Source organism: Streptomyces sp. NPDC059092, assembly GCF_042756365.1.
Taxonomy (GTDB): domain Bacteria; phylum Actinomycetota; class Actinomycetes; order Streptomycetales; family Streptomycetaceae; genus Streptomyces.
The window spans coordinates 22,042-42,036 of the sequence record NZ_JBHZEJ010000075.1 but is presented as its reverse complement, the minus strand read 5'-3'; the positions used below and the strand labels follow the sequence as shown (position 1 = coordinate 42,036).

Below are 19,995 nucleotides of genomic sequence, written 5' to 3'. Positions count from 1 at the left end.
GCCGGGACTGGCCCATCACCTACCGCCACGACGAGGCCGAACGGCTCGCCCTGCTCAGGGCGTTCGGCGTGCGCGCGTTCACGTCGATGGTCTATACGCACAAGCCGGGCATGGCCCGCTGGCTGAACGGCTGGGCCGCCGGGTTCGCCGACCGTACGCCCGGCTGTCTGCGGACCGCCACGCTCTTCCCGGAGGAGGGCGTGGAGGCGTACGTACGGGAAGCCGTCGAGGGCGGTGCGCGGATCTTCAAGGCGCACGTCCAGGTGGGGGCGTACGACCCGAACGATCCGCTGCTCCGTCCCGCCTGGGGACTCCTCGCCGAGGCCGGTGTCCCGGTGGTGACCCACTGCGGCTCGGGGCCCGTGCCCGGGAAGCACACCGGGCCCGGGCCGGTGGGGCGGCTGCTGGCGGCGCATCCCCGGCTGCGGCTGGTCGTCGCGCACCTGGGGATGCCGGAGTACGCCGACTTCCTGGACCTCGCGGAACGGTACGGCGAGGTACGGCTCGACACCACGATGGCCTGCACGGACTTCAGCGAACGGTTCGCGCCCTTCCCCGCCGGGGCGCGGGCGCGGCTCGCCGGTCTGGGCGACCGGATCCTGCTGGGGACGGACTTCCCGAACCTGCCGTACCCGTACGCGCACCAGCTCGAAGCCCTGGAGCGGCTCGGGCTCGGCGACGACTGGCTGCGCGCCGTCTGCCACGGGAACGGGGCGCGGCTCTTCGGGCTGGGGCCCCACCAGCCCGAAGACGACGGCGCGCGCCGCTGAGTACGCATTCTCAGGGAATTCACAGGATGCGGAAAGCCCTCTCTCAGAGGGCCTGCCCAAGGTGAGCACCATGACCATCACCTCGCCCCGCGGGCGTACCGAAATGCTCAGGCCGGACGGGAGCCCCGTCCGCGTGCTCGTCGTCGACGACGAGGCGTCGCTCACCGAGCTGCTCTCCATGGCCCTGCGGTACGAGGGCTGGGAGGTGCGCAGCGCCGGGGACGGGGCCGGCGCCGTGCGCGGTGCGCGGGAGTTCCGGCCCGACGCCGTGGTGCTGGACGTGATGCTGCCGGACATGGACGGTCTCGCCGTCCTCGGCCGGCTGCGCCGTGAGATGCCGCAGGTGCCCGTGCTCTTCCTCACCGCGAAGGACTCCGTCGAGGACCGTATCGCCGGGCTGACCGCGGGCGGCGACGACTACGTCACCAAGCCGTTCAGCCTGGAGGAGGTCGTGGCTCGGCTGCGCGGGCTGATCCGGCGTTCCGGGGCGGCGGCCGTACGGAGCGAGTCGCTGCTGGTGGTCGGGGATCTGACGCTCGACGAGGACAGCCACGACGTCACCCGCGACGGGCACTCCATCCACCTCACGGCGACCGAGTTCGAGTTGCTGCGCTATCTGATGCGCAACCCGCGCCGGGTGCTGAGCAAGGCCCAGATCCTCGACCGGGTGTGGTCGTACGACTTCGGCGGCCAGGCCAACGTCGTCGAGCTGTACATCTCCTACCTGCGCCGGAAGATCGACGCCGGGCGCCCTCCGATGATCCACACGCGGCGCGGCGCCGGCTATCTGATCAAGCCCGGTGAACCGGGTGACGCCCCGCGATGAGCGGTCCGAGGAGTGCGCGGGGCAGCCGGGGGATGAAGGGGCGGCGCTGGTCGCTGCGGACCCGGCTCGTGGTGTCGGCGGTCGCGCTGATCGCCGTCGTCGGCTCGGTGATCGGCGCGGTCACGACGATCGCCTTCCGCTCGTATCTGTACAACCAGTTGGACGCGCAGGTGCAGTCCGTCGCGGAACGCGCGGCGGGGCCCCGGGGCGGGGCCGCCAACGGCAGTCCACCGCCCGGCGCGCTTCCCGGCGGCTCCAAGGACCCGATGGAGAAGGACCCGCTGGAGGTGGTCACCGGTGGTGGCGCGCCGCTCGGGACGGTCGGCGCGGTGGTGTCGGCCGACGGCGCGGTCGGCCGGGGGCTGGTCAGCGACGAGCAGAAGAGCGCGACCACCTGGCCTCCCGTCTCGAACAAGGACCTGACCTCGGCGCAGAGCGCCGGCCTCGCCACCGTCGCACGGGACGGCAAGCCGCACTCGGTCACGCTGCCCGGACTCGGCGACTACCGGGTCACGTACATCGAGGGTCCCCGGGGCGACTTCCTCGTCGGTGTCCCCCTCAAGGACGTCCAGGACAACCTCAACATCCTGGTCCTCGTGGAGGTCTGCGTCACCCTCGCGGGCCTCGTCGCGGCCGGGATCGCCGGTGGCACCCTCGTCGGGGTCGCCCTGCGTCCGCTGCGTCGCGTCGCCACCACCGCCACCCAGGTCTCCGAACTGCCGCTGCACAGCGGCGAGGTGGCCCCGCTCGTCAGGGTGCCCACCGCCGAGGCCGATCCCCGGACCGAGGTCGGGCAGGTCGGCGCCGCCCTCAACCGGATGCTGGGGCACGTCGGTTCGGCGCTCGCCGCCCGGCAGGAGAGCGAGACGCGGGTACGGCAGTTCGTCGCGGACGCGGGCCATGAGCTGCGTACGCCGCTGGCCTCCATCCGCGGGTACGCCGAACTGACCCGGCGCGGCCGGGAGGAGACCGGCCCCGACACCCGGTACGCGCTCGGCCGGATCGAGGCCGAGGCGCAGCGGATGACCGGGCTGGTCGAGGACCTGCTGCTGCTGGCGCGGCTCGACGCGGGACGCCCGCTCTCGTACGGGACCACCGATCTCTCCCCGCTGGTGGTGGACGCGCTGAGCGACGCGCACGCCGCCGGGCAGGGCCACCACTGGCGGCTGGAGCTGCCGGGGCCCGAGGAGCCGCCCGCCACCGTGCACGGCGACGGCTCCCGGCTTCACCAGGTCCTCGTCAACCTCCTCGCCAACGCCCGTACACACACGCCGCCCGGCACCACCGTCGTCGCGCGCGTGCGCAGAAGCCCCGACGGGCCCCCGGGGCAGTCCGGGCAGGCGGGGCAGCCGGGGCAGGCGGGGCGGTCCGGGCAGCCGGGGCGCGGCTCCTGTGTCGTTCTCGACGTGCAGGACGACGGTCCTGGGATCCCCGCCACGCTGCTCCCCCATGTCTTCGAACGCTTCGCGCGCGGCGACGCCTCCCGCTCCCGCGCGGCCGGGTCCACCGGGCTCGGTCTCGCGATCGTGCAGGCGGTCGTCACCGCGCACGGCGGGACCGTGACGGTCGAGAGCGTGCCCGGCAGGACCGTCTTCTCCGTACGGCTGCCGCAGGTGCCGGCGCAGACGGCACCGTGCCCGCGGCCGCCCGCGCAGGGACCCGCCCAAGTACCCCCACAGGGACCCGCCCAGGGCTCCGTACAGGGGTCCGTGTACGACTCACAGACAGGGCACAGGCTCACCACACGGCCGTGACAGCCCGTCTCGCGAGTGTTCCACCATGCGAACCGACACTTCATGGGGCACCCTCCCGGCCCGGGAGCATCTCCCGGTCGAGGTGACCGAGGCCCCCGTACTCGACGTGACCATTCCCGTCTACAACGAGGAGCGGGACCTCGAACCATGTGTGCGGCGCCTGCACGGCCATCTCGCCCGTACCTTCCCGTACAGCTTCCGCATCACGATCGCGGACAACGCGAGCACCGACCGCACTCCAGAGGTCTCCGCCCGGCTGGACGCGGAGCTGCCGGAGGTACGGGCGTACCGGCTGGAGCAGAAGGGGCGCGGGAGGGCGCTCCGTACCGTCTGGTCGCACTCCGACTCACCCGTCCTCGCCTACATGGACGTGGACCTCTCCACCGACCTCAACGCGCTGCTGCCGCTGGTCGCCCCCCTGATCTCCGGGCACTCCGAGCTGGCGATCGGGTCCCGGCTGTCCCGGTCCTCGCGGGTCGTGCGGGGGCCCAAGCGCGAGTTCATCTCGCGGGCCTACAACCTCATCCTCAAGTCCTCTCTGTCGGCCCGGTTCAGTGACGCCCAGTGCGGCTTCAAGGCGATACGGCGCGATGTCGCCCAGCGGCTGCTGCCGATGGTCGAGGACACCGGCTGGTTCTTCGACACGGAGCTGCTCGTGCTCGCCGAGCGCGCCGGACTGCGGATCCATGAGGTGCCGGTCGACTGGATCGACGACCCCGACTCCACGGTGAACATCATCAGCACCGCGACCGAGGACCTGAAGGGCGTCTGGCGGGTGGGGCGTGCGCTGGCGGTGGGCGCGCTGCCTCTGGACCGGCTGGCGAGGCCCTTCGGGGACGACCCGAGGGACCGCCGGCTTCCTGGGGTTCCCGGCGGTCTCGCCAGGCAACTGGTCGGCTTCTGTGTCGTGGGCGCCCTGTCCACGCTCTTCTATCTTCTCCTGTACTCCCTCTTCCGCGCCACAGCGAGTCCACAACTCGCCAACGCCGCCGCGCTGCTGGTCTCGGCGATCGCCAACACCGCCGCCAACCGGAGGCTCACCTTCGGGGTGCGCGGTCGGGACGGCGCCGTCCGCCACCAGGCCCAGGGGCTGGTCGTCTTCGCCATCGGTCTCGCTCTGACCAGCGGTTCGCTGGCGGCCCTGGACGCGGCCAGCGGCAGCCCCGCGCACTCCACCGAGCTGGCCGTGCTGATCGCCGCCAACCTCGCCGCGACGGTGCTGCGCTTCCTGCTCCTGCGTGCCTGGGTCTTCCCGGACCGGCGCGCCGACGATCTCCTCCGTACCGACGGTCCCACCGACCCCTCCACCGATCCCTCCACCGCCCTCTCCGGGGCCCTCTCCGGCGACCTTCCCGGCGACGGCTCCACCGACAGCCACGCCGACTCCGCCGCCCTCTACTCAAGGAACGCCCGATGACCACGACCCTTCAGCCCGACGGGCTCGCGCCGGCGGCGGACGGCCACGCCCACCGCGCCGGCGCCGGCCGCGCCGCCCGCTTCTGGCGGGGCAGGCGGGAGGACCCGGCCTGGGTGCGCCCGGCCCTGCTCGCCCTCCTGCTGGCCACCGCGCTCCTCCAGCTCTGGAACCTGAGCGCCTCCGGGTACGCCAACTCCTTCTACTCCGCGGCGGTCCAGGCGGGCAGCGAGAGCTGGAAGGCGTTCTTCTTCGGCTCCTCCGACGCCGCGAACTCGATCACCGTCGACAAGCCGCCGGCCGCGCTCTGGCCGATGGCCCTGTCCGTACGGCTCTTCGGCCTCGGGTCGTGGCAGATCCTGGTGCCCGAGGTGCTGATGGGCGTCGGGACGATCGCGGTGCTGTACGCCGCCGTACGCCGCCGCTTCAGCCCGGCCGCCGGGCTCGTCGCCGGCGTCGTGCTGGCGCTGACGCCGGTCGCCGCGCTGATGTTCCGCTTCAACAACCCGGACGCGCTGCTCGCGCTGCTGATGACCGTCACCGTCCACTGCGTGCTGCGCGCGCTGGAGGCCGGCCGGACGAAGTGGCTGGTGTGGGCGGGCGTAGCGGTCGGCCTCGCCTTCCTGACGAAGACGCTCCAGGCGTTCCTGATCCTGCCGCCGCTGGCGCTGGTGTACGCGGTCCGCGCGCCCACGTCCGTACGGCGCAGGCTCGGCCAGCTCGCCCTGTCGGCGGGCGCGATGGTGGTGGCCGGCGGCTGGTGGGTCGCGATCGTGGAGCTGTGGCCCGCGTCCTCCCGCCCGTACATCGGCGGTTCGCAGAACAACTCCTTCCTCGAACTGACCTTCGGCTACAACGGTCTCGGCCGCATCAACGGCGACGAGGCCGGCAGCGTCGGCGGCGGTGGAGGGGGCGGCGGCGGCGCCGGTGGCGGCATGTGGGGCGAGACCGGACTCGGCCGGATGTTCAACTCCGAGGTCGGCGGCCAGATCTCCTGGCTGCTGCCCGCCGCGCTGATCCTGCTCGTCGCCGGACTCGTCATCACCCGCAGGAGCCCGCGTACGGACACGGCGCGCTCGGCCTTCCTCGTGTGGGGCGGCGCGCTGCTGATGACCATGGGCGTCTTCAGCTTCATGGCCGGCATCTTCCACCAGTACTACACGGTCGCCCTGGCCCCGTACATCGCCGCCGTCATCGGGATGGGCGTCGCGGTGCTGTGGGAGGAGCGGGCGCACATCGCGGCGTCGGCGACCCTGGCGGTGACGGCCGCGGGGACCGCGGTCTGGGCCTTCGTCCTGCTCGGCCGGGTCTCGGAGTACCTGCCGTGGCTGCGCTGGGCGGTGCTGATCGGCGGTCTGGTGGCGGCGGTCGGGCTGCTGTGCGTGGGGCGGCTGGGGCGGCGGCTCGCGCTCGGCGCGGCCGGTCTCGCCGTCGTGGCCTCGCTGGCGGCGCCCTTCGCGTACACCCTGAACACGGTCAACAGCGCGCACACCGGCTCGATCGTCACGGCGGGCCCGGCCTCGATGGGCGGCTTCGGCGGGGGCGGCGGACGCGGCGGTCCCGGGGGCGGCGGTCCCGGCGGTGGCGACGGCGGCGGGATGAGGATGCCCGGCCAGGGCACGGGCACCGGCACCGGCGGTCAGGCCATGGGGCAGCCCCCGACCGGTGGCGGCGGCCAGGGCATGGGTCAGCCCCCCACGCAGAACGGCCAGAACGGCCAGACGGGCCAGACCGGCCAGCAGCAGAACAGCCGGAACGGCCAGCAGGCCGGGGGCATGCCGGGCGGTATGCCCGGCGGCGGTGCCATGGGCGAGCGCGGTGGCATGGGCGGCGGTGGCGGCATGGGCGGCCTCCTCAACGGCCAGAACGTCTCCACCGAGGTCGAGGCGGCCCTCAAGAAGAACGCCTCCGACTACACCTGGGTCGCCGCGGCCATCGGCTCCCAGAACGCCGCCAGTTACCAGCTCGCCACCGGGAAGCCCGTCATGGCGATCGGCGGCTTCAACGGCAGCGACCCGTCCCCGACCCTCGCCCAGTTCAAGAAGTACGTGGCCGACGGGAAGATCCACTACTTCCTCTCGGGCAGCGGCGGCGGCCCCGGCGGCAACGGCAGCTCCTCCCTCACCACCTGGGTGGAGGCCACCTTCAAGAAGGTCACCGTGGACGGCACCACGCTCTACGACCTGACGCAGAAGGCGTAACCCCGGGAAACACCCGTCGGAGGGACGGCCCGGAGAACTCTCTGTACGGCGTAAGGGAGTCTCTTGTACGGTGTATGGCGACGCGAGTCCCATACACCGTACAAGGCGTTCAAGGAGTCCCCATGCCGGCGACGGCCGCCGAGAACCAGACCGCCCCCGCCCGGCACCCCCAGCGCTGGCTCATCCTCGGTGTCATCTGCCTCGCCCAGATCACCGTGCTGCTGGACAACACCATCCTCAGCGTCGCGATCCCCTCCCTCACCCGCGAGCTGGGCGCCTCCACCGCCGACATCCAGTGGATGGTCAACGCCTACTCCCTCGTCCAGTCGGGCCTGCTGCTCACCGCGGGCAACGCCGCCGACCGCTACGGCCGCAAGAAGCTGCTGATCGCGGGGCTCGCGCTGTTCGGAATCGGCTCCCTGGCGGCCGGACTCTCGCAGACCAGCGCGCAGTTGATCGCCGCCCGCGCCGGGATGGGTGTCGGCGGCGCGCTGCTGATCACCACGACGCTCGCCGTCGTCGTCCAGATCTTCGACGACACCGAACGGGTCAAGGCGATCGGCCTCTGGTCGACCGTCAACTCCCTCGGGTTCGCGGCCGGTCCGCTGCTCGGCGGGGTCATGCTCGAACACTTCTGGTGGGGCGCGATCTTCCTGATCAACATCCCCGTGGCCGTGATCGGTCTGATCGCCGTCGTCGCCCTCGTACCCGAGTCGAGGACCAAGGAGGGCGACCGCCCCGACCTGCTCGGCGCGCTGCTCTCCACCATCGGGATGACCGCCGTCGTGTACGCGATCATCTCGGGCCCCGACCACGGCTGGGCGTCCGGCCAGGTCCTGCTCGCCGCCACCGTCGGGGTGCTGGTCCTCGGCGCCTTCGTCCTCTGGGAGCTACGGACCCCGTACCCCATGCTGGACATGCGCTTCTTCCGCGACCAGCGCTTCGTCGGGGCGGTCGGCGGCGCCGTCCTCGTCGCCTTCGGCATGACCGGCTCGCTCTTCCTGCTGACCCAGCACCTCCAGTTCGTCCTGGGGTACGGGCCGCTCGACGCCGGTCTGCGGACGGCGCCGCTCGCGCTCACCGTCATCGTCCTCAACCTCCTCGGCGTCGCGGCGTGGCTGCTGCCGAGGATCGGCACCCCGGGGCTGATCGCCACCGGCATGTCGCTGGTGGCCGCCGGACTCGCCTCGATCGCGCTGCTCGGCGCCCACGGGTACGGCGGAATGCTGCTCGGGCTGGTCGTGATGGGCGCGGGCGTGTCGCTCTCCATGCCGGCCATGGCCAACGCCATCATGAGCGCGATCCCGCCGGAGAAGGCCGGGGTCGGCGCGGGCATCAACGGCACGCTGGCCGAGTTCGGCAACGGCCTCGGCGTCGCGGTGCTGGGCGCGGTCCTCAACGCCCGCTTCGCCGCCCTCGTACCAGCGGCTGTGGGCGCCGCCTCGCTGCCCGCGGCGCTCGCGGCGGCGGACGGCGCGGCGGAGCGGCTGCGGATCTCGGACGCGTTCGCCAGGGGGCTGGAGACGAGCCAGCTCGTCGGCGCCGTGGCCGTCCTCGCGGGCGGGCTGCTGGCGGCGCTGCTGCTGCGCAGGGCGGAGCGCGCGAACGGGGGCAGGGACGGGAGTACGGACGCACCGTCAGGGGCTCCGTCGGGCGCTCCGCCCGAGGCGGCCTAGCACGTGGTCGCCGCACTAGCATGAGGAAACGAGGAGGCTCACCCATGGTGTCGGAGACCGACAGCGCCCAGCGCCCCGTCCGTACCAGCGTATGGCTGGAGGGGAAGCCGGCGGGCCGTGGCCGCAAGCACGCGAGTACGGGCACGGACCACCCCACCGGGCTCGACCGCGACCGCATCACCGCGGTCTCCGTGACGCTGCTCGACGCGGAGGGCCCGGCGAAGTTCTCCATGCGCCGGCTCGCCGCCGAGCTGGGCGTGACCGCGATGTCCCTCTACTGGTACGTGGACACCAAGGACGACCTCCTCGAACTCGCCCTCGACGCGGTCTTCGGCGAGGTCGGCGTCCCCGATCCGTCCGACGGGGACGCCGACTGGCGCGACCAGCTCCGTGAACTCGCCGCCAGCTACCGGACGGTGCTCGTCCGCCACCACTGGGTCTCGCCGCTCGTCGGCAGGTTCCTGAACATCGGCCCGCGGTCGATGGAGTTCTCGGCGGCCGTCCAGGCGGTCCTCGGCCGTACGGGACTGGCGCGCCAGGACCAGATGGGCGGGCTGGCCGCGGTCTTCCAGTTCGTGTACGGATTCGGCACCATCGAGGGCCACTTCGTCCAGCGCTGCGCGGACGCCGGGCTCTCCCAGGACGCGTACTTCCGGCAGGCGATGGGAGCCATCGGAGAACAGCCGGGTTACGAGGGGTCGTTCGACAACGCGGGCGAGATGATGGCGGCGCGCGGCGGCGACACGGTCGAGGAGATGCGCGAGCGCGACTTCGTCTTCGCGCTGGAACTCCTCATCGCGGGCATCGAGGCGATGCGGGACCGCGCCGCCGACCGGGACCGGGCCTGATATACGACCCCGGCCCGTCAGTCCGTCCATCAGTTGGCGCGCCCGCCCTCGCCACCGCTGTGCGGGCCCCTCGTCCGGCGCGCCACCTACGCGCGGGTGGCGGCTTTCCGTACTTCGGCGGCGCGGGCTCGGACCCGGTTCGGTGGCAGCGCGGCGGGATGGCGTACGGGCGCCGGCGCGCCCCGGCAGGCCCCGCACTCCCCGTCGACCAGCGCCGCGGGCCGCGCCGGTGCCCGACAGGTGCCGCACTCCGCCACGGCCGCCACCGGCCCCGGCGCGACCGGCATGTCCACCGGTTCGGGCGGCAGCTTGGCGGTGAGCCGGGACCGTACGAGCCCGGCCGCGTGGTGTACGGGCGAGGGCAGCCCGTCGGTGAGGGCGCGCAGCACATCTTCCTCACCGGCCCCGCGTACGAACCACTCGGCGGCCAGCGGTTCCAGCGCCGCGCAGTCGGCGGCGGACAACGACAGGGCGGGACACCGCCGACCGACCGAGGCGAGCAGGAGGTAGCCGCGCGAACGCGTCGGCCGCCTGCCGGGCACCGCGAGGGGAACCGGGGCCGGTGCCTGGGGCGGGGCCGTGACGGTCGCCGTCCCCGTGGTCGGCTCGCCCGCGTCGACGGGCACACCCCAGGCGTCATCTTCTCGGGCGGTGCGGGAGAACCACGTACGGGTGACCCACTGCCCGCCACCCGCCCCCACCAGGAACTCCCGTCGCCGCAACAAATGCCCTGCCCGCTCAAGGAAGTTCAGGGCCGTCCGTAAGGCGCACTGCCCGTACTCCATCACCTTGGCCAGCGCCTTCACCGAGATGTCGGCCCCGTCGGGCAGCCCGTCGATGAACCCGGCGATGGCCGCCTCACGTCCAGGCAGGAGCGCGAAGTCGTGTGCGGAGGGGCCCGGTTGACCGGCAACCGAACGCTTGCCGTACCCGGCACTGGCCATCGAACAGGAAGGGGAGTGCACGCGCGGCGGCGCAACACTAAACTGCGGAGCAGCCATAAAGATCAACCCTTTGATCTGGTTGGTGAGGTCTCCGTCAGGTGCGACAACACCGGGCGGGGACCGTCTTCCGTTCAGGGCACGGTAGACGGATATCACCCTGCGTGGCAAACCGGTCGCAAAACGTCAACGACCGGGGCAGGGAGGGTGGGTGGGAAACAAGAACCAACCATTCCTTACAAGCAGGGCTCGACCCCCGAAGCTCAAGCCCCGGGCCACCCGCCACCCTCAACCCCCCAGCTCAACGCCTCGCGCCCCCTCGCCCCGACCCCCGAAGCTCAAGCCCCGAGCGGCCGCTGCCGCACCGTGCTTCCGGGCGCTCCTCCGCCGCTTCGAACTTGCCGCGTAGACGATTCGGCGCTCGCGGACAGCGCTCAGGGCTGCCGGCGATGCGCCCGGGGCGGGCGTGGTGCGCGGGCCGGGCGGACCACGCTCGACTCCCGGCCGAGGACGGGCCGGCCCCCATCACTCCGGGGGAGGGTGATGGGGGCCCGGTGAACCAGTAGGCGCTGTACCGCAAGGTCGGACGGTGCCGTGCGAGGCGATCAGATCGGCGGCGACCTCAAGGCACTGGCCGCCGTTGGAGCTGTAGGAGGACTTGAACCAGCGGAGCGAATCGGTTGTCGCAGGAAGCCCTTTCTCACCTGACTGACCAGGGCACTGCCCGCGCCCGTACCCGCGTACGCACTACCGCGCCAGACGCCACGCCCCCGCCGCCGGAGTCACCGCCGGAGACACCGCAAACCCCGCTGGTACGACCGGTTACGGCTCCGGCTTCCGTTCCCGTTCCGGTCGCGGCGACGGGCCCGGCGACGACATGCGCCCCGCTGATGCCGCACGGGCCATGCGCGCGGTACGGACCACACTCGTCGTCGCCTCCACGCTCGCCGCCTGCGCGGCGGCCGGATGGCTGCCGGCGCTCACGTTCACACGCCGGCGAACCCTCCCGGTGTTCCGGGCGGAGCCGCAGGAAGCCCTGATGGGGACCGTGGGACGGCCTCCCGCCAGGGCCTGTACGTACCGGGAGTCCCACGCGGCGGAGCGAACAGAAAGCAGGGGCCCGGCCCTGGCCCCCGGCCCGGGATCCGCACACGGCGGCCCCGGCCCCGGCCCGGCCCCGGGTCCCGCGCACAGCGGTCCCTACGGCGCCAGGTGCGCCGGGAAGCCGCCCGTCGCGAGCGGGCTCCAGCGCTCCGGGGTGATGCGGATGATCGACTTGCCCTGCTTCACCATCGCCGCCCGGTACTCGTCCCAGTCCGGGTGCTCCCCGGCGATGTTCCGGTAGTACTCCACCAGCGGTTCGACCGACTCGGGGGAGTCGATGACCTCGGCCGTACCGTCGACCTGCACCCACGCGCCGTTCCAGTCGTCCGACAGGACGATCACGCTCACCCGCTCGTCACGCTTGGCGTTGCGCGTCTTCGCGCGCCCGGGGTAAGTGGAGACGACGATCCGCCCCGAGTCGTCCACCCCGCAGGAGAGCGGGGAGCCCTGGGGGCGGCCGTCGGCGCGGGTGGTCAGCAGGATCGCGCGGTGCCGGGGCCGTACGAACTCCAGCAGTCCGGCGAGATCCACGGTCGTGTTCGTTGCGATGTTCGGTGCCATGGGCCGCAGCCTATGACGTCGACGGCCCCGGAGGCGGACCTCCGGGGCCGTGTATCCCCGCGTCCCCGCGGGTGCCCGCACGTCCTACACGTCCGGGAGGCTCTCCCCCCGCACCGCCTGGATCTCCAGCTCGACACGGAGCGTGGTCCCGATCGCCGCGATCCCCGCCTGTACCACTTGGTTGTAGTTCATGGCGAAGTCCGCGCGGTGCAGCTCCGTCGTGGCGTGGAACGCCGCCCGTACGCCGCCCCACGGGTCGGGTCCCGTACCCAGGTAGCTCAGGTCCAGGTCCAGCTCCCGTACGACGCCGTGCAGCGCCAGCCGGCCGTGCACCTTCCAGCGGTCCGGGCCCGCCGGGGTCACCCCCGTACCGCTGTACGTGATCTCCGGGAAGCGCTCCACGTCCAGGAAGTCCGGCGACCTGAGGTGCTTGTCGCGCAGTTTGCTGCCCGTGTCGATGCTCGCCGCGCTGATGACCGCCTCGACGCGCGCCTGCTCGGGCCCGCCGCCGGTGTCCAGGATCTCGATCCGGCCGCCGAACTCGGTGAACCGCCCGCGCACGCTGGAGATCCCGAGGTGCTGGGCCACCGCGCCCACCGACGAGTGCGCCGGGTCGATGCTCCACACCCCCGGCGGCGGCAGCTCGACGCCGCCCTGCCTGGCCAGCGTCACCGTGCCGAGGTCCGCCCGTCCGGTCCTGGTGACCAGTGCGGTGGAGGCGACCGGCGCGTAGCCGACGGCCGTGACGACCACCGTGTACGGGCCGGGCGCGAGCGGCGAGTCGTCCCGTACGGCCCCTTCCTCGTCCGCCCCCGTCCGCAGCACCTGCGTGCCCGTCATGTCGGTCATGGTCACGATCGCGTGCTGGACCGCCCAGCCGTCGCGCGTCCGTACCTGTCCGCGAAGTCCCATCCCTGTTCTCTCCTCGATCATGCGGATCCCGATGCCCACCCTCAACAGGGCCCCGGTGCGGGGGTGTCGGGCAGGGTACGGCCTGACACCCCCACACCGGGGAAACAACTACGCTCCGGGGTGCGCGAGTTCGATGTCGTGGCCGTCGATCCCGCGGCCCGCGACCGTCAACGCACCGGCCACCGGGGGGTATCCGGTCGCGATCACCGTGTACTCGCCCGAGTCCAGGTCGGCGAAGGCGTACGCCCCGTCGTCCCCGGTCGTCGCCGTGGCGACGACGTTCCCGGCCGCGTCGACCAGCGTCACCCGCGCGTCCTGCGCGGGCCGCCGGTCGGCGCCCGCCCGGACCGTGCCCTGGATCAGGGCGCCGGCCTGGAGCGCGACGTCGACACGGGTGACGCCCTGGCCGCCGATCTCCACCGGCAGCGCCTGCGGACGGAAGCCCGCCGCGTTCACCGCGACCGTCACCGCGCCGGGGATCAGCTCACCGAACGCGAACTCGCCCCGCTCGGTGGACTTCCCCGTGGCCAGCACGTCGCCGCGTACATCGGTGACGATGACCATCGCGCCCTCGACGGTGGCGCCGCCTTCCAGCGCCCGAACGGTCCCGCTGAGGCCGCTCGTACCGGAGAGCAGGATGTCGTACGCGAGCGGCTCGTCCCCGACGACCACCGTGGACGCCTGCGGCTGGAAGCCGTCGGCGGAGGCGATCAGGACGTACGAGCCCGCGCCCGGCGCGTCCAGGGAGTAGCCGCCGTCGGCCTGCGCGACCGAGCGGGCCAACTGGCGTCCGGCCAGGGAGATCAGGGTGACGGCGGCGCGGGGCACCGGGGCGCCCTCGGAGCCGAGCACCGCACCGCGCACGGCGGAGCCGGGGGTTCCGGCCGACGCGGTGATCAACGCGGTCGTGGCCGTCGCGGTGGCCGCTGCCGGGGCCGCCCCGGGGGCGGCTCCGGCGCTCAGGGACGCCATCGGGGCCACGGAGGCGGCGGGCACCGCCGCCGCCGCGGTCGCTCCGGCGCTCGCCGCGATCGGCTCGGGCACGATCTCGGCGGTGGCCGCGGTGTTCCCGGTGCTGTCGTCGCCGGCCCGGGTCTTCAGCGCGACCTCCTTGATGAAGAGCGTCAGGATGAACGCGACCAGCGCCGCCGGAGCCGCGTACAGGAAGACGTTCGCGACACCGTGGCCGTACGCGGCCTCGATGACGGGCCGCAGCGGCGCGGGGAGCGCGGCGAGGTCGGGGATGCCGCCGCCGCCCGTACCGGCGTGGCCCAGGGCGGCGCCCTGCGGGCCGAGGTCGGCCAGGCCCTCCTTCACGTAGTGCGTGATCCGGTTGCCGAGCACCGCGCCCAGCACCGAGACGCCGACCGCGCCGCCCAGCGAGCGGAAGAAGGTGACGGTGGAGGAGGCGGAGCCGAGGTCCTGCGGGGCCACCTGGTTCTGTGTGGCGAGGACCAGGTTCTGCATCATCATGCCGACGCCGAGGCCCATGACCGCCATGTAGACGGCCACGTGCCAGTACGGGGTGTCGTACCGGATCGTGCCGAGCAGCGCCAGCCCCGCCGTGGTGAGCGCGCCGCCGCTGACCAGCCAGATCTTCCAGCGGCCCGTCTTGGTGATGACCTGTCCGGAGATCGTGGACGACAGGAACAGTCCGGCGATCATCGGGATGGTCATGACGCCGGACATCGTCGGCGACTTGCCCCGGGCGAGCTGGAAGTACTGGCTGAAGAAGATGGTGCCCGCGAACATTGCGACCCCGACGAAGAGCGAGGCGAGCGAGGCGAGGGTGATGGTGCGGTTACGGAACAGCCGCAGCGGGATGATCGGTTCCTTGACCTTCGACTCGATGAGCACGAAGAGCGCGCCGAGCACCACCGAGCCGCCGACCATGGCGTACGTCTGCCACGAGATCCAGTCGTACTTGTCGCCCGCGAAGGTCACCCAGAGGAGCAGCAGGGAGACGGCCGCGCTGATGAAGAAGGCGCCGCCCCAGTCGACCTTGACCTCGCGCTTGACGACGGGGAGCTTCAGGGTCTTCTGCAGGACGATCAGCGCGATGATCGCGAACGGCACGCCGACGTAGAAGCACCAGCGCCAGCCCAGCCACGAGGTGTCGGTGATGACACCGCCGAGGAGCGGGCCGCCGACGGTCGCGACGGCGAAGGTCGCGCCGAGGTAGCCGCTGTACCGGCCGCGCTCGCGCGGGGCGATCATCGCGGCCATGACGATCTGGGCGAGGGCGGAGAGCCCGCCGACCCCGATGCCCTGGAAGACCCGGCAGACGATCAGCATCGCCGCGTTCTGCGAGAGGCCGGCCACCACGGAGCCCAGGACATAGATGACCAGGGCTATCTGGACCAGCAGCTTCTTGCTGAAGATGTCGGAGAGCTTGCCCCACAGCGGGGTGGACGCGGTCATCGCCAGCAGCGACGCGGTCACCACCCATGTGTAGGCGCTCTGGCCGCCGCCGAGGTCGGAGATGATCTCCGGAAGGGCGTTGGAGACGATCGTCGACGAGAGGATCGCGACGAACATGCCCAGCAGGAGTCCGGAAAGCGCCTCCATGATCTGACGGTGTGACATCGGCGTGCCGTTCGCGGGGGCGGGGTCGCCGCCGCGCTTGGCGTGGCCGCCCCGCACACCCGTTGGTGTGGTCGTAGCCATGTGATTCCTTGTCTTACGTCTCTTGCCGCATGGGTGTACGGGCGTATGAGTCTTGTGTGTCGGGCCGGCCCTCGGGCCGGCTGTCGTGCTGGTCCTCCCGGCGATCGCGCTCGTTGTCGCGCTCGCTGTCGGGCCGGCCTTCGTATCGGTTGTCGTACCGACTGTCGTACCGGCCTTCGTGCCGGTCGCGGCAGTCGCCGAAGCTGCTGCGCAACCTGGCGAGCAGCGCGTTGAGCTGTCCGACCTCGTCGTCCGTCCAGTCGTCGAGCGTCCGGGCGAACATGTCGGTCACCCGCCGGTCCAGCTCACCGAGCAGTTCCCGCCCGGGGGGCGTGAGCCGCAGGATGCGCGAACGCTTGTCGGCGGGGTCGGGCAACCGCTCGATCCAGCCACGTTCCGCGGCGTGCGCGACATGTCTGCTGGTCACCGACATGTCGACGGCCAGCAGCTCGGCGAGTCTGCTCATGCGCATCCCGCCGTGCCGTTCCAGCAGGGTCAGTACGGCGGCGGAGCCACCCGGGCAGTCGGCGGGCAGAATCCGCGCGAGGCTGCGTTTGACGGCCCCGACGGCACTGATCTGCCGGGAAAGTTCGGCGTACTGACTGTGTGCGGCCGCCATGGCCCCTCCCGACATCTTGTTGCTTAGGGCAACCATAAGACCATAGGATCAGTTGGTTGCTGAAGGCAAACTAAATCGGGCTCTTCGCGGTAAAGGAACCCAAAAGGCTTCGCATGCGGAAGGTCATGCGGAAGGTCATGGGTGAGATGGGTGATATCGCGGGGAGGGCCGCGGGAGGGTGCGGAGCGGATCCGGGAAGATCGCGGAGGGGATCCGGGACGATCAAGGGATACGGAACGGCCACGGCCGGCCATCCGTCCCGGGCCCGGGGTTGGGCGGGGCGCACGGGTTCGCTAGGGTCCTGCCGTATGGCACACAACCCCCAAGCCCCGCAGGGACCCGAGGGAACTCCTGACCCGGCGGGCAGCACCCAGATGTTCCGTGCGTTTGTCGACGACGGAGAGCCGCAGCGCCGGCAGGCGCCTCCGCAGCAGAGCGGGCCGAAGACCGGAGTGATCATCGGTGTGGTCGCGGCCGTCGTGGTCCTGGCCGTGGTGGCCTGGCTGGCCTTCGTCTGATAGCGGGACCTGTGGCACCGAGGGTCACGCGGGACTCCGCGGACCCGGCAGGCTCGTCATGCCGGAACCCCGCCCGCGTCGTCGTCCGGCGCCTTCTCCGGAAAGCCGGGCTTTCCCGAAGGCGGGACGGTGGGCGGGGTCCGCGTGCCTCAGTCCGAGATCAGGCCTTCCCGCAGCTGCGCGAGCGTACGGGTCAGCAGTCGCGAGACGTGCATCTGGGAGATGCCGACCTCCTCGCCGATCTGCGACTGGGTCATGTTCGCGAAGAACCGCAGCATGATGATCTGCCGCTCGCGGGGCGGGAGTTTGGCGAGCAGCGGCTTCAGCGACTCGCGGTACTCGACACCCTCCAGCGCCATGTCCTCGTAACCGAGCCGGTCCGCGAGCGAGCCCTCCCCGCCGTCGTCCTCCGGCGAGGGCGAGTCCAGCGAGGACGCCGTGTACGCGTTGCCGACCGCGAGGCCGTCGACCACGTCCTCCTCGGACACGCCCAGTACGGCGGCGAGTTCGGGCACGGTCGGCGAGCGGTCCAGCTTCTGCGCCAGCTCGTCGCTGGCCTTGGTGAGCGCGAGGCGCAGCTCCTGGAGCCGCCTCGGCACCCGTACCGACCAGGACGTGTCCCGGAAGAAGCGCTTGATCTCGCCGACGACGGTCGGCATCGCGAACGTCGGGAATTCCACGCCCCGTTCGCAGTCGAACCGGTCGATCGCCTTGATCAGGCCGATCGTGCCGACCTGGACGATGTCCTCCATCGGCTCGTTACGGCTGCGGAACCGGGCCGCCGCGTACCGCACCAGCGGCAGGTTCAGCTCGATGAGGGTGTCGCGTACGTAGGTGCGCTCCGGGCTGTCCTGGTCGAGCACGGCGAGCCGCAGGAACAGGGAGCGGGACAGAGTACGGGTGTCGATGGCTTCCGGCTGGGACGCCCGTGGCCGGACCACACGGTCCTGGTCCACATGGTCGAGAGCATTGGGCGCGGGAGCGCTCTTTGTGAGCGTGAGCACCTTCGAGCTGCCCTGTTCTACGGACATGCCACCCCCTTGAGGTCGCGGACGGTCGCGTCGGCCGCTCCCGTCGGAGGAACGCAGCCTCCACCTGAATACCGGTGCCGAGGCTGCGGCAAACGCGGTTCCAGCAGAATGTCACATGTCGGCAACACGCTGTAGTGACAAGTCGACATGTGAGTGCTGGGTACGTCCGGTAAAGGGGTGCTATGCGGTATTTCGTCACGGGGGAGGAAGGTCCGGGGTTCTACCCCTGGGGGTTAAGCCTCGATCCGATTTGCGGATCGCAACCTGGCGAAGCTGCGGGCGAGAAGCCTTGACACATGCATCTGGGATACGCCCAGCTCCTGGCTGATCTGTGACTGCGTCAGATTGTTGTAGTACCGGAGCATCAGGATCCGCTGCTCGCGTTCCGGCAGTTGCACCAGCAGATGCCGGACCAGGTCGCGGTGCTCCACCCCGGCCAGCGCGGGGTCCTCGTAGCCGAGCCGGTCCAGCAGCCCGGGGAGTCCGTCGCCCTCCTGCGCGGCCTCCAGGGAGGTCGCGTGGTACGAGCGGCCGGCCTCGATGCAGGCGAGCACCTCCTCCTCGGAGATCTTCAGCCGCTCGGCGATCTCGGCGGTCGTGGGGGAGCGGCCGTGAGCCGTCGTCAGGTCCTCGGTGGCGCCGGTGACCTGGACCCACAGCTCGTGCAGCCGGCGCGGCACATGGACCGTCCGCACATTGTCCCGAAAGTAGCGTTTGATCTCGCCGACGACGGTCGGCATCGCGAAGGTGGGGAACTGGACGCCGCGCTCCGGATCGAACCGGTCGATGGCGTTGATCAGCCCGATCGTGCCGACCTGGACGACGTCCTCCATCGGCTCGTTACGGCTGCGGAAGCGGGCGGCGGCGTAGCGCACGAGCGGCAGGTTCGCCTCGATGAGCGCCCCGCGCACGCGGGCGTGCTCCCTGGTGCCGGGCTCCAGCCCTTTCAGTTCGCCGAAGAGGACCTGGGTGAGCGCCCGGGTGTCCGCGCCGCGGCTCTGTGCCGTGGTCCGCTGCTCGGGCTCGGTCCGGCGTTCGGTTTCGATCTGGGGCGGCACTTGAGGCGTAGTACTGGCCGGCACGGTGACGCCACCCCTTTGCGGTCGACTACGTCAACTCATCCGTCAAAAGCGGTCATAGCATCACAAGACATGTCCACTGTGTGCAAGCACCCGGAAAAACCGTGTTGACGGTGGGATGGGGTAATAAACCCAAAAACCCCACACCGGGGAGGTGTGGGGCAGGCGGGTGAACGGCTCAGAACTCGTAGTCGGCGATCACCCAGGTGGCGAATTCGCGCCACTGTGCGACGACCGCCTGATGCGCCGGGTGGTCGAGGTAGCGCTGGAGCGCGTCGCGGTCGGGGACGGCCGAGTTGACGGCGAAGTCGTAGGCGATCGGCCGGTCGGTGATGTTCCAGGCGCACTCCCAGAACTCCACGTCAGGGACCTGCCCGCCCAGCTCCGTGAGGGCCTTGGCGCCGGCGGCCACCCGCGGCTCGTCGCGCGGGACGCCCTCGTCGAGTTTGAAGAGGACCAGGTGGCGGATCAAGGGGCACTCCTTGGGGCGGACGGCGCCGCGTCCCGCACGGCGTCTGGGCGATGAGCGCCTGGCGCCCCTCCCGGCAGGCTTCGCCGGTCGCGGCGTCAGTCGATGAGCGCCGACATGAAGTCCCCGACGCCCTGCGCGGCGCTCGAAATGCCCTCGAACCCTACCTGGACGAGGTCCGCGGCCCGGTCGGGGGAGGTGATGATCGTGTACAGCACGAAGACGGCGAGCCCGTACAGCACGATCTTCTTCGCTTGCCCCATCGGCCGCTTCCTTCCCGGTCTCCCCACGTGCGGTCGCGAGAGTCTAACCGTATGAACGGCAATGGCCTCAGGCTGCTTTTCCCTTGACACGGCATTTATGGACCAAGGGCCCGGAAGTCCGGGTCCTTTGCCGGGTGGCGCGGATGCGGGAGGGCCGCACGATGGAGTGGCGCCCCGCGGATCCGGCAAGAGTCCGCGGGCGACGAACCGGCCCCCCTCTGCGGGGCCCGTGCCGCGCACTCCCCCCTGACGCGGTGCGGGCCCAAGGGGCCGGTTCCCCGGGGGGAGCGGCTTCATCCCCCCCGATGCCGCTCCCCCCGCCAGGTCTCCTCGGGGCTCCGC

The 19,995-nt window shown here is 71.6% G+C and carries 16 protein-coding genes and 2 pseudogenes; 8 read left to right on the top strand and 10 right to left on the bottom strand.

Going from position 1 to position 19,995, the window contains the following annotated elements; translation table 11 throughout:
* The 7 genes from ACFXPL_RS31400 to ACFXPL_RS31370 form a co-directional block, all read left to right on the top strand.
* Positions 1 to 770 (top strand): amidohydrolase family protein (locus ACFXPL_RS31400; RefSeq protein WP_384925982.1); only part of this gene is annotated, 770 nt, incomplete at its 5' end.
* A gap of 70 nt (positions 771 to 840) precedes the next feature.
* Positions 841 to 1,596, top strand: coding sequence for a response regulator transcription factor (locus ACFXPL_RS31395; RefSeq protein WP_384925980.1), 756 nt, complete (start codon positions 841 to 843; stop codon positions 1,594 to 1,596).
* Positions 1,593 to 3,350: a sensor histidine kinase gene (locus tag ACFXPL_RS31390; RefSeq protein WP_384925978.1), complete on the top strand. Its 1,758-nt coding sequence runs from the start codon at positions 1,593 to 1,595 to the stop codon at positions 3,348 to 3,350. Before ACFXPL_RS31395 ends, ACFXPL_RS31390 begins: the two co-directional genes overlap by 4 nt.
* Positions 3,351 to 3,375: 25 nt before the next feature.
* A complete protein-coding gene (locus ACFXPL_RS31385; RefSeq protein WP_384925976.1) occupies positions 3,376 to 4,767 on the top strand; it encodes a glycosyltransferase in 1,392 nt (463 codons plus the stop codon).
* Entirely contained in the window at positions 4,764 to 6,965 is a 2,202-nt protein-coding gene (locus ACFXPL_RS31380) for a glycosyltransferase family 39 protein (protein WP_384925974.1), read from the top strand. The genes ACFXPL_RS31385 and ACFXPL_RS31380 overlap by 4 nt, the downstream gene beginning before the upstream one ends.
* Positions 6,966 to 7,087: 122 nt before the next feature.
* Positions 7,088 to 8,641 carry an MFS transporter gene (locus ACFXPL_RS31375; protein WP_384925972.1) on the top strand — a complete coding sequence of 518 codons (1,554 nt, stop codon included), beginning with the start codon at positions 7,088 to 7,090 and terminating at the stop codon, positions 8,639 to 8,641.
* A 44-nt stretch (positions 8,642 to 8,685) separates the two neighbouring features.
* Positions 8,686 to 9,489, top strand: coding sequence for a TetR/AcrR family transcriptional regulator (locus ACFXPL_RS31370; RefSeq protein WP_384925970.1), 804 nt, complete (start codon positions 8,686 to 8,688; stop codon positions 9,487 to 9,489).
* Positions 9,490 to 9,575: 86 nt separating this feature from the next.
* Here ACFXPL_RS31370 and ACFXPL_RS31365 read toward each other — a convergent pair whose 3' ends face one another.
* The 6 genes and pseudogenes from ACFXPL_RS31365 to ACFXPL_RS31340 all read right to left on the bottom strand — a co-directional run.
* Entirely contained in the window at positions 9,576 to 10,433 is an 858-nt protein-coding gene (locus ACFXPL_RS31365) for a hypothetical protein (RefSeq protein WP_384925968.1), read from the bottom strand.
* A 522-nt stretch (positions 10,434 to 10,955) separates the two neighbouring features.
* Positions 10,956 to 11,114: pseudogene (locus tag ACFXPL_RS31360) on the bottom strand (DUF397 domain-containing protein); the annotation flags it as partial.
* A 516-nt stretch (positions 11,115 to 11,630) separates the two neighbouring features.
* Positions 11,631 to 12,095 carry a PPOX class F420-dependent oxidoreductase gene (locus ACFXPL_RS31355; protein ID WP_384925966.1) on the bottom strand — a complete coding sequence of 155 codons (465 nt, stop codon included), beginning with the start codon at positions 12,093 to 12,095 and terminating at the stop codon, positions 11,631 to 11,633.
* Between the two features lie 84 nt (positions 12,096 to 12,179).
* Positions 12,180 to 13,007, bottom strand: coding sequence for a YceI family protein (locus tag ACFXPL_RS31350; protein WP_384925964.1), 828 nt, complete (start codon positions 13,005 to 13,007; stop codon positions 12,180 to 12,182).
* A gap of 108 nt (positions 13,008 to 13,115) precedes the next feature.
* On the bottom strand, positions 13,116 to 15,674 hold the full coding sequence (locus ACFXPL_RS31345; protein WP_384925962.1) for an MFS transporter: 2,559 nt from the start codon (positions 15,672 to 15,674) through the stop codon (positions 13,116 to 13,118).
* Between the two features lie 157 nt (positions 15,675 to 15,831).
* A pseudogene (locus ACFXPL_RS31340) lies at positions 15,832 to 16,293 on the bottom strand (MarR family winged helix-turn-helix transcriptional regulator); the annotation flags it as partial.
* Positions 16,294 to 16,601: 308 nt separating this feature from the next.
* Here ACFXPL_RS31340 and ACFXPL_RS31335 point away from each other — a divergent pair.
* The gene (locus ACFXPL_RS31335; RefSeq protein ID WP_384925960.1) at positions 16,602 to 16,811 is read left to right on the top strand and encodes a hypothetical protein; all 210 of its coding nucleotides are present in this window, start codon (positions 16,602 to 16,604) and stop codon (positions 16,809 to 16,811) included.
* A gap of 149 nt (positions 16,812 to 16,960) precedes the next feature.
* On the opposite strand, the gene ACFXPL_RS31330 is transcribed toward ACFXPL_RS31335, so the two are convergent.
* The 4 genes from ACFXPL_RS31330 to ACFXPL_RS31315 form a co-directional block, all read right to left on the bottom strand.
* Complete coding sequence (locus ACFXPL_RS31330) at positions 16,961 to 17,842, bottom strand: RNA polymerase sigma factor SigF (protein WP_384925959.1); 882 nt, start codon at positions 17,840 to 17,842, stop codon at positions 16,961 to 16,963.
* 233 nt (positions 17,843 to 18,075) lie between these two features.
* Positions 18,076 to 18,924 (bottom strand): RNA polymerase sigma factor SigF, encoded by an 849-nt coding sequence (locus ACFXPL_RS31325; protein ID WP_384925957.1) that lies wholly within the window; start codon positions 18,922 to 18,924, stop codon positions 18,076 to 18,078.
* 175 nt (positions 18,925 to 19,099) lie between these two features.
* Positions 19,100 to 19,393, bottom strand: a complete 294-nt coding sequence (locus ACFXPL_RS31320; RefSeq protein WP_384925955.1) for a Dabb family protein — start codon at positions 19,391 to 19,393, stop codon at positions 19,100 to 19,102.
* Positions 19,394 to 19,488: 95 nt separating this feature from the next.
* A complete protein-coding gene (locus ACFXPL_RS31315) occupies positions 19,489 to 19,653 on the bottom strand; it encodes a hypothetical protein (RefSeq protein ID WP_384925954.1) in 165 nt (54 codons plus the stop codon).
* Positions 19,654 to 19,995 lie beyond the last annotated feature (342 nt).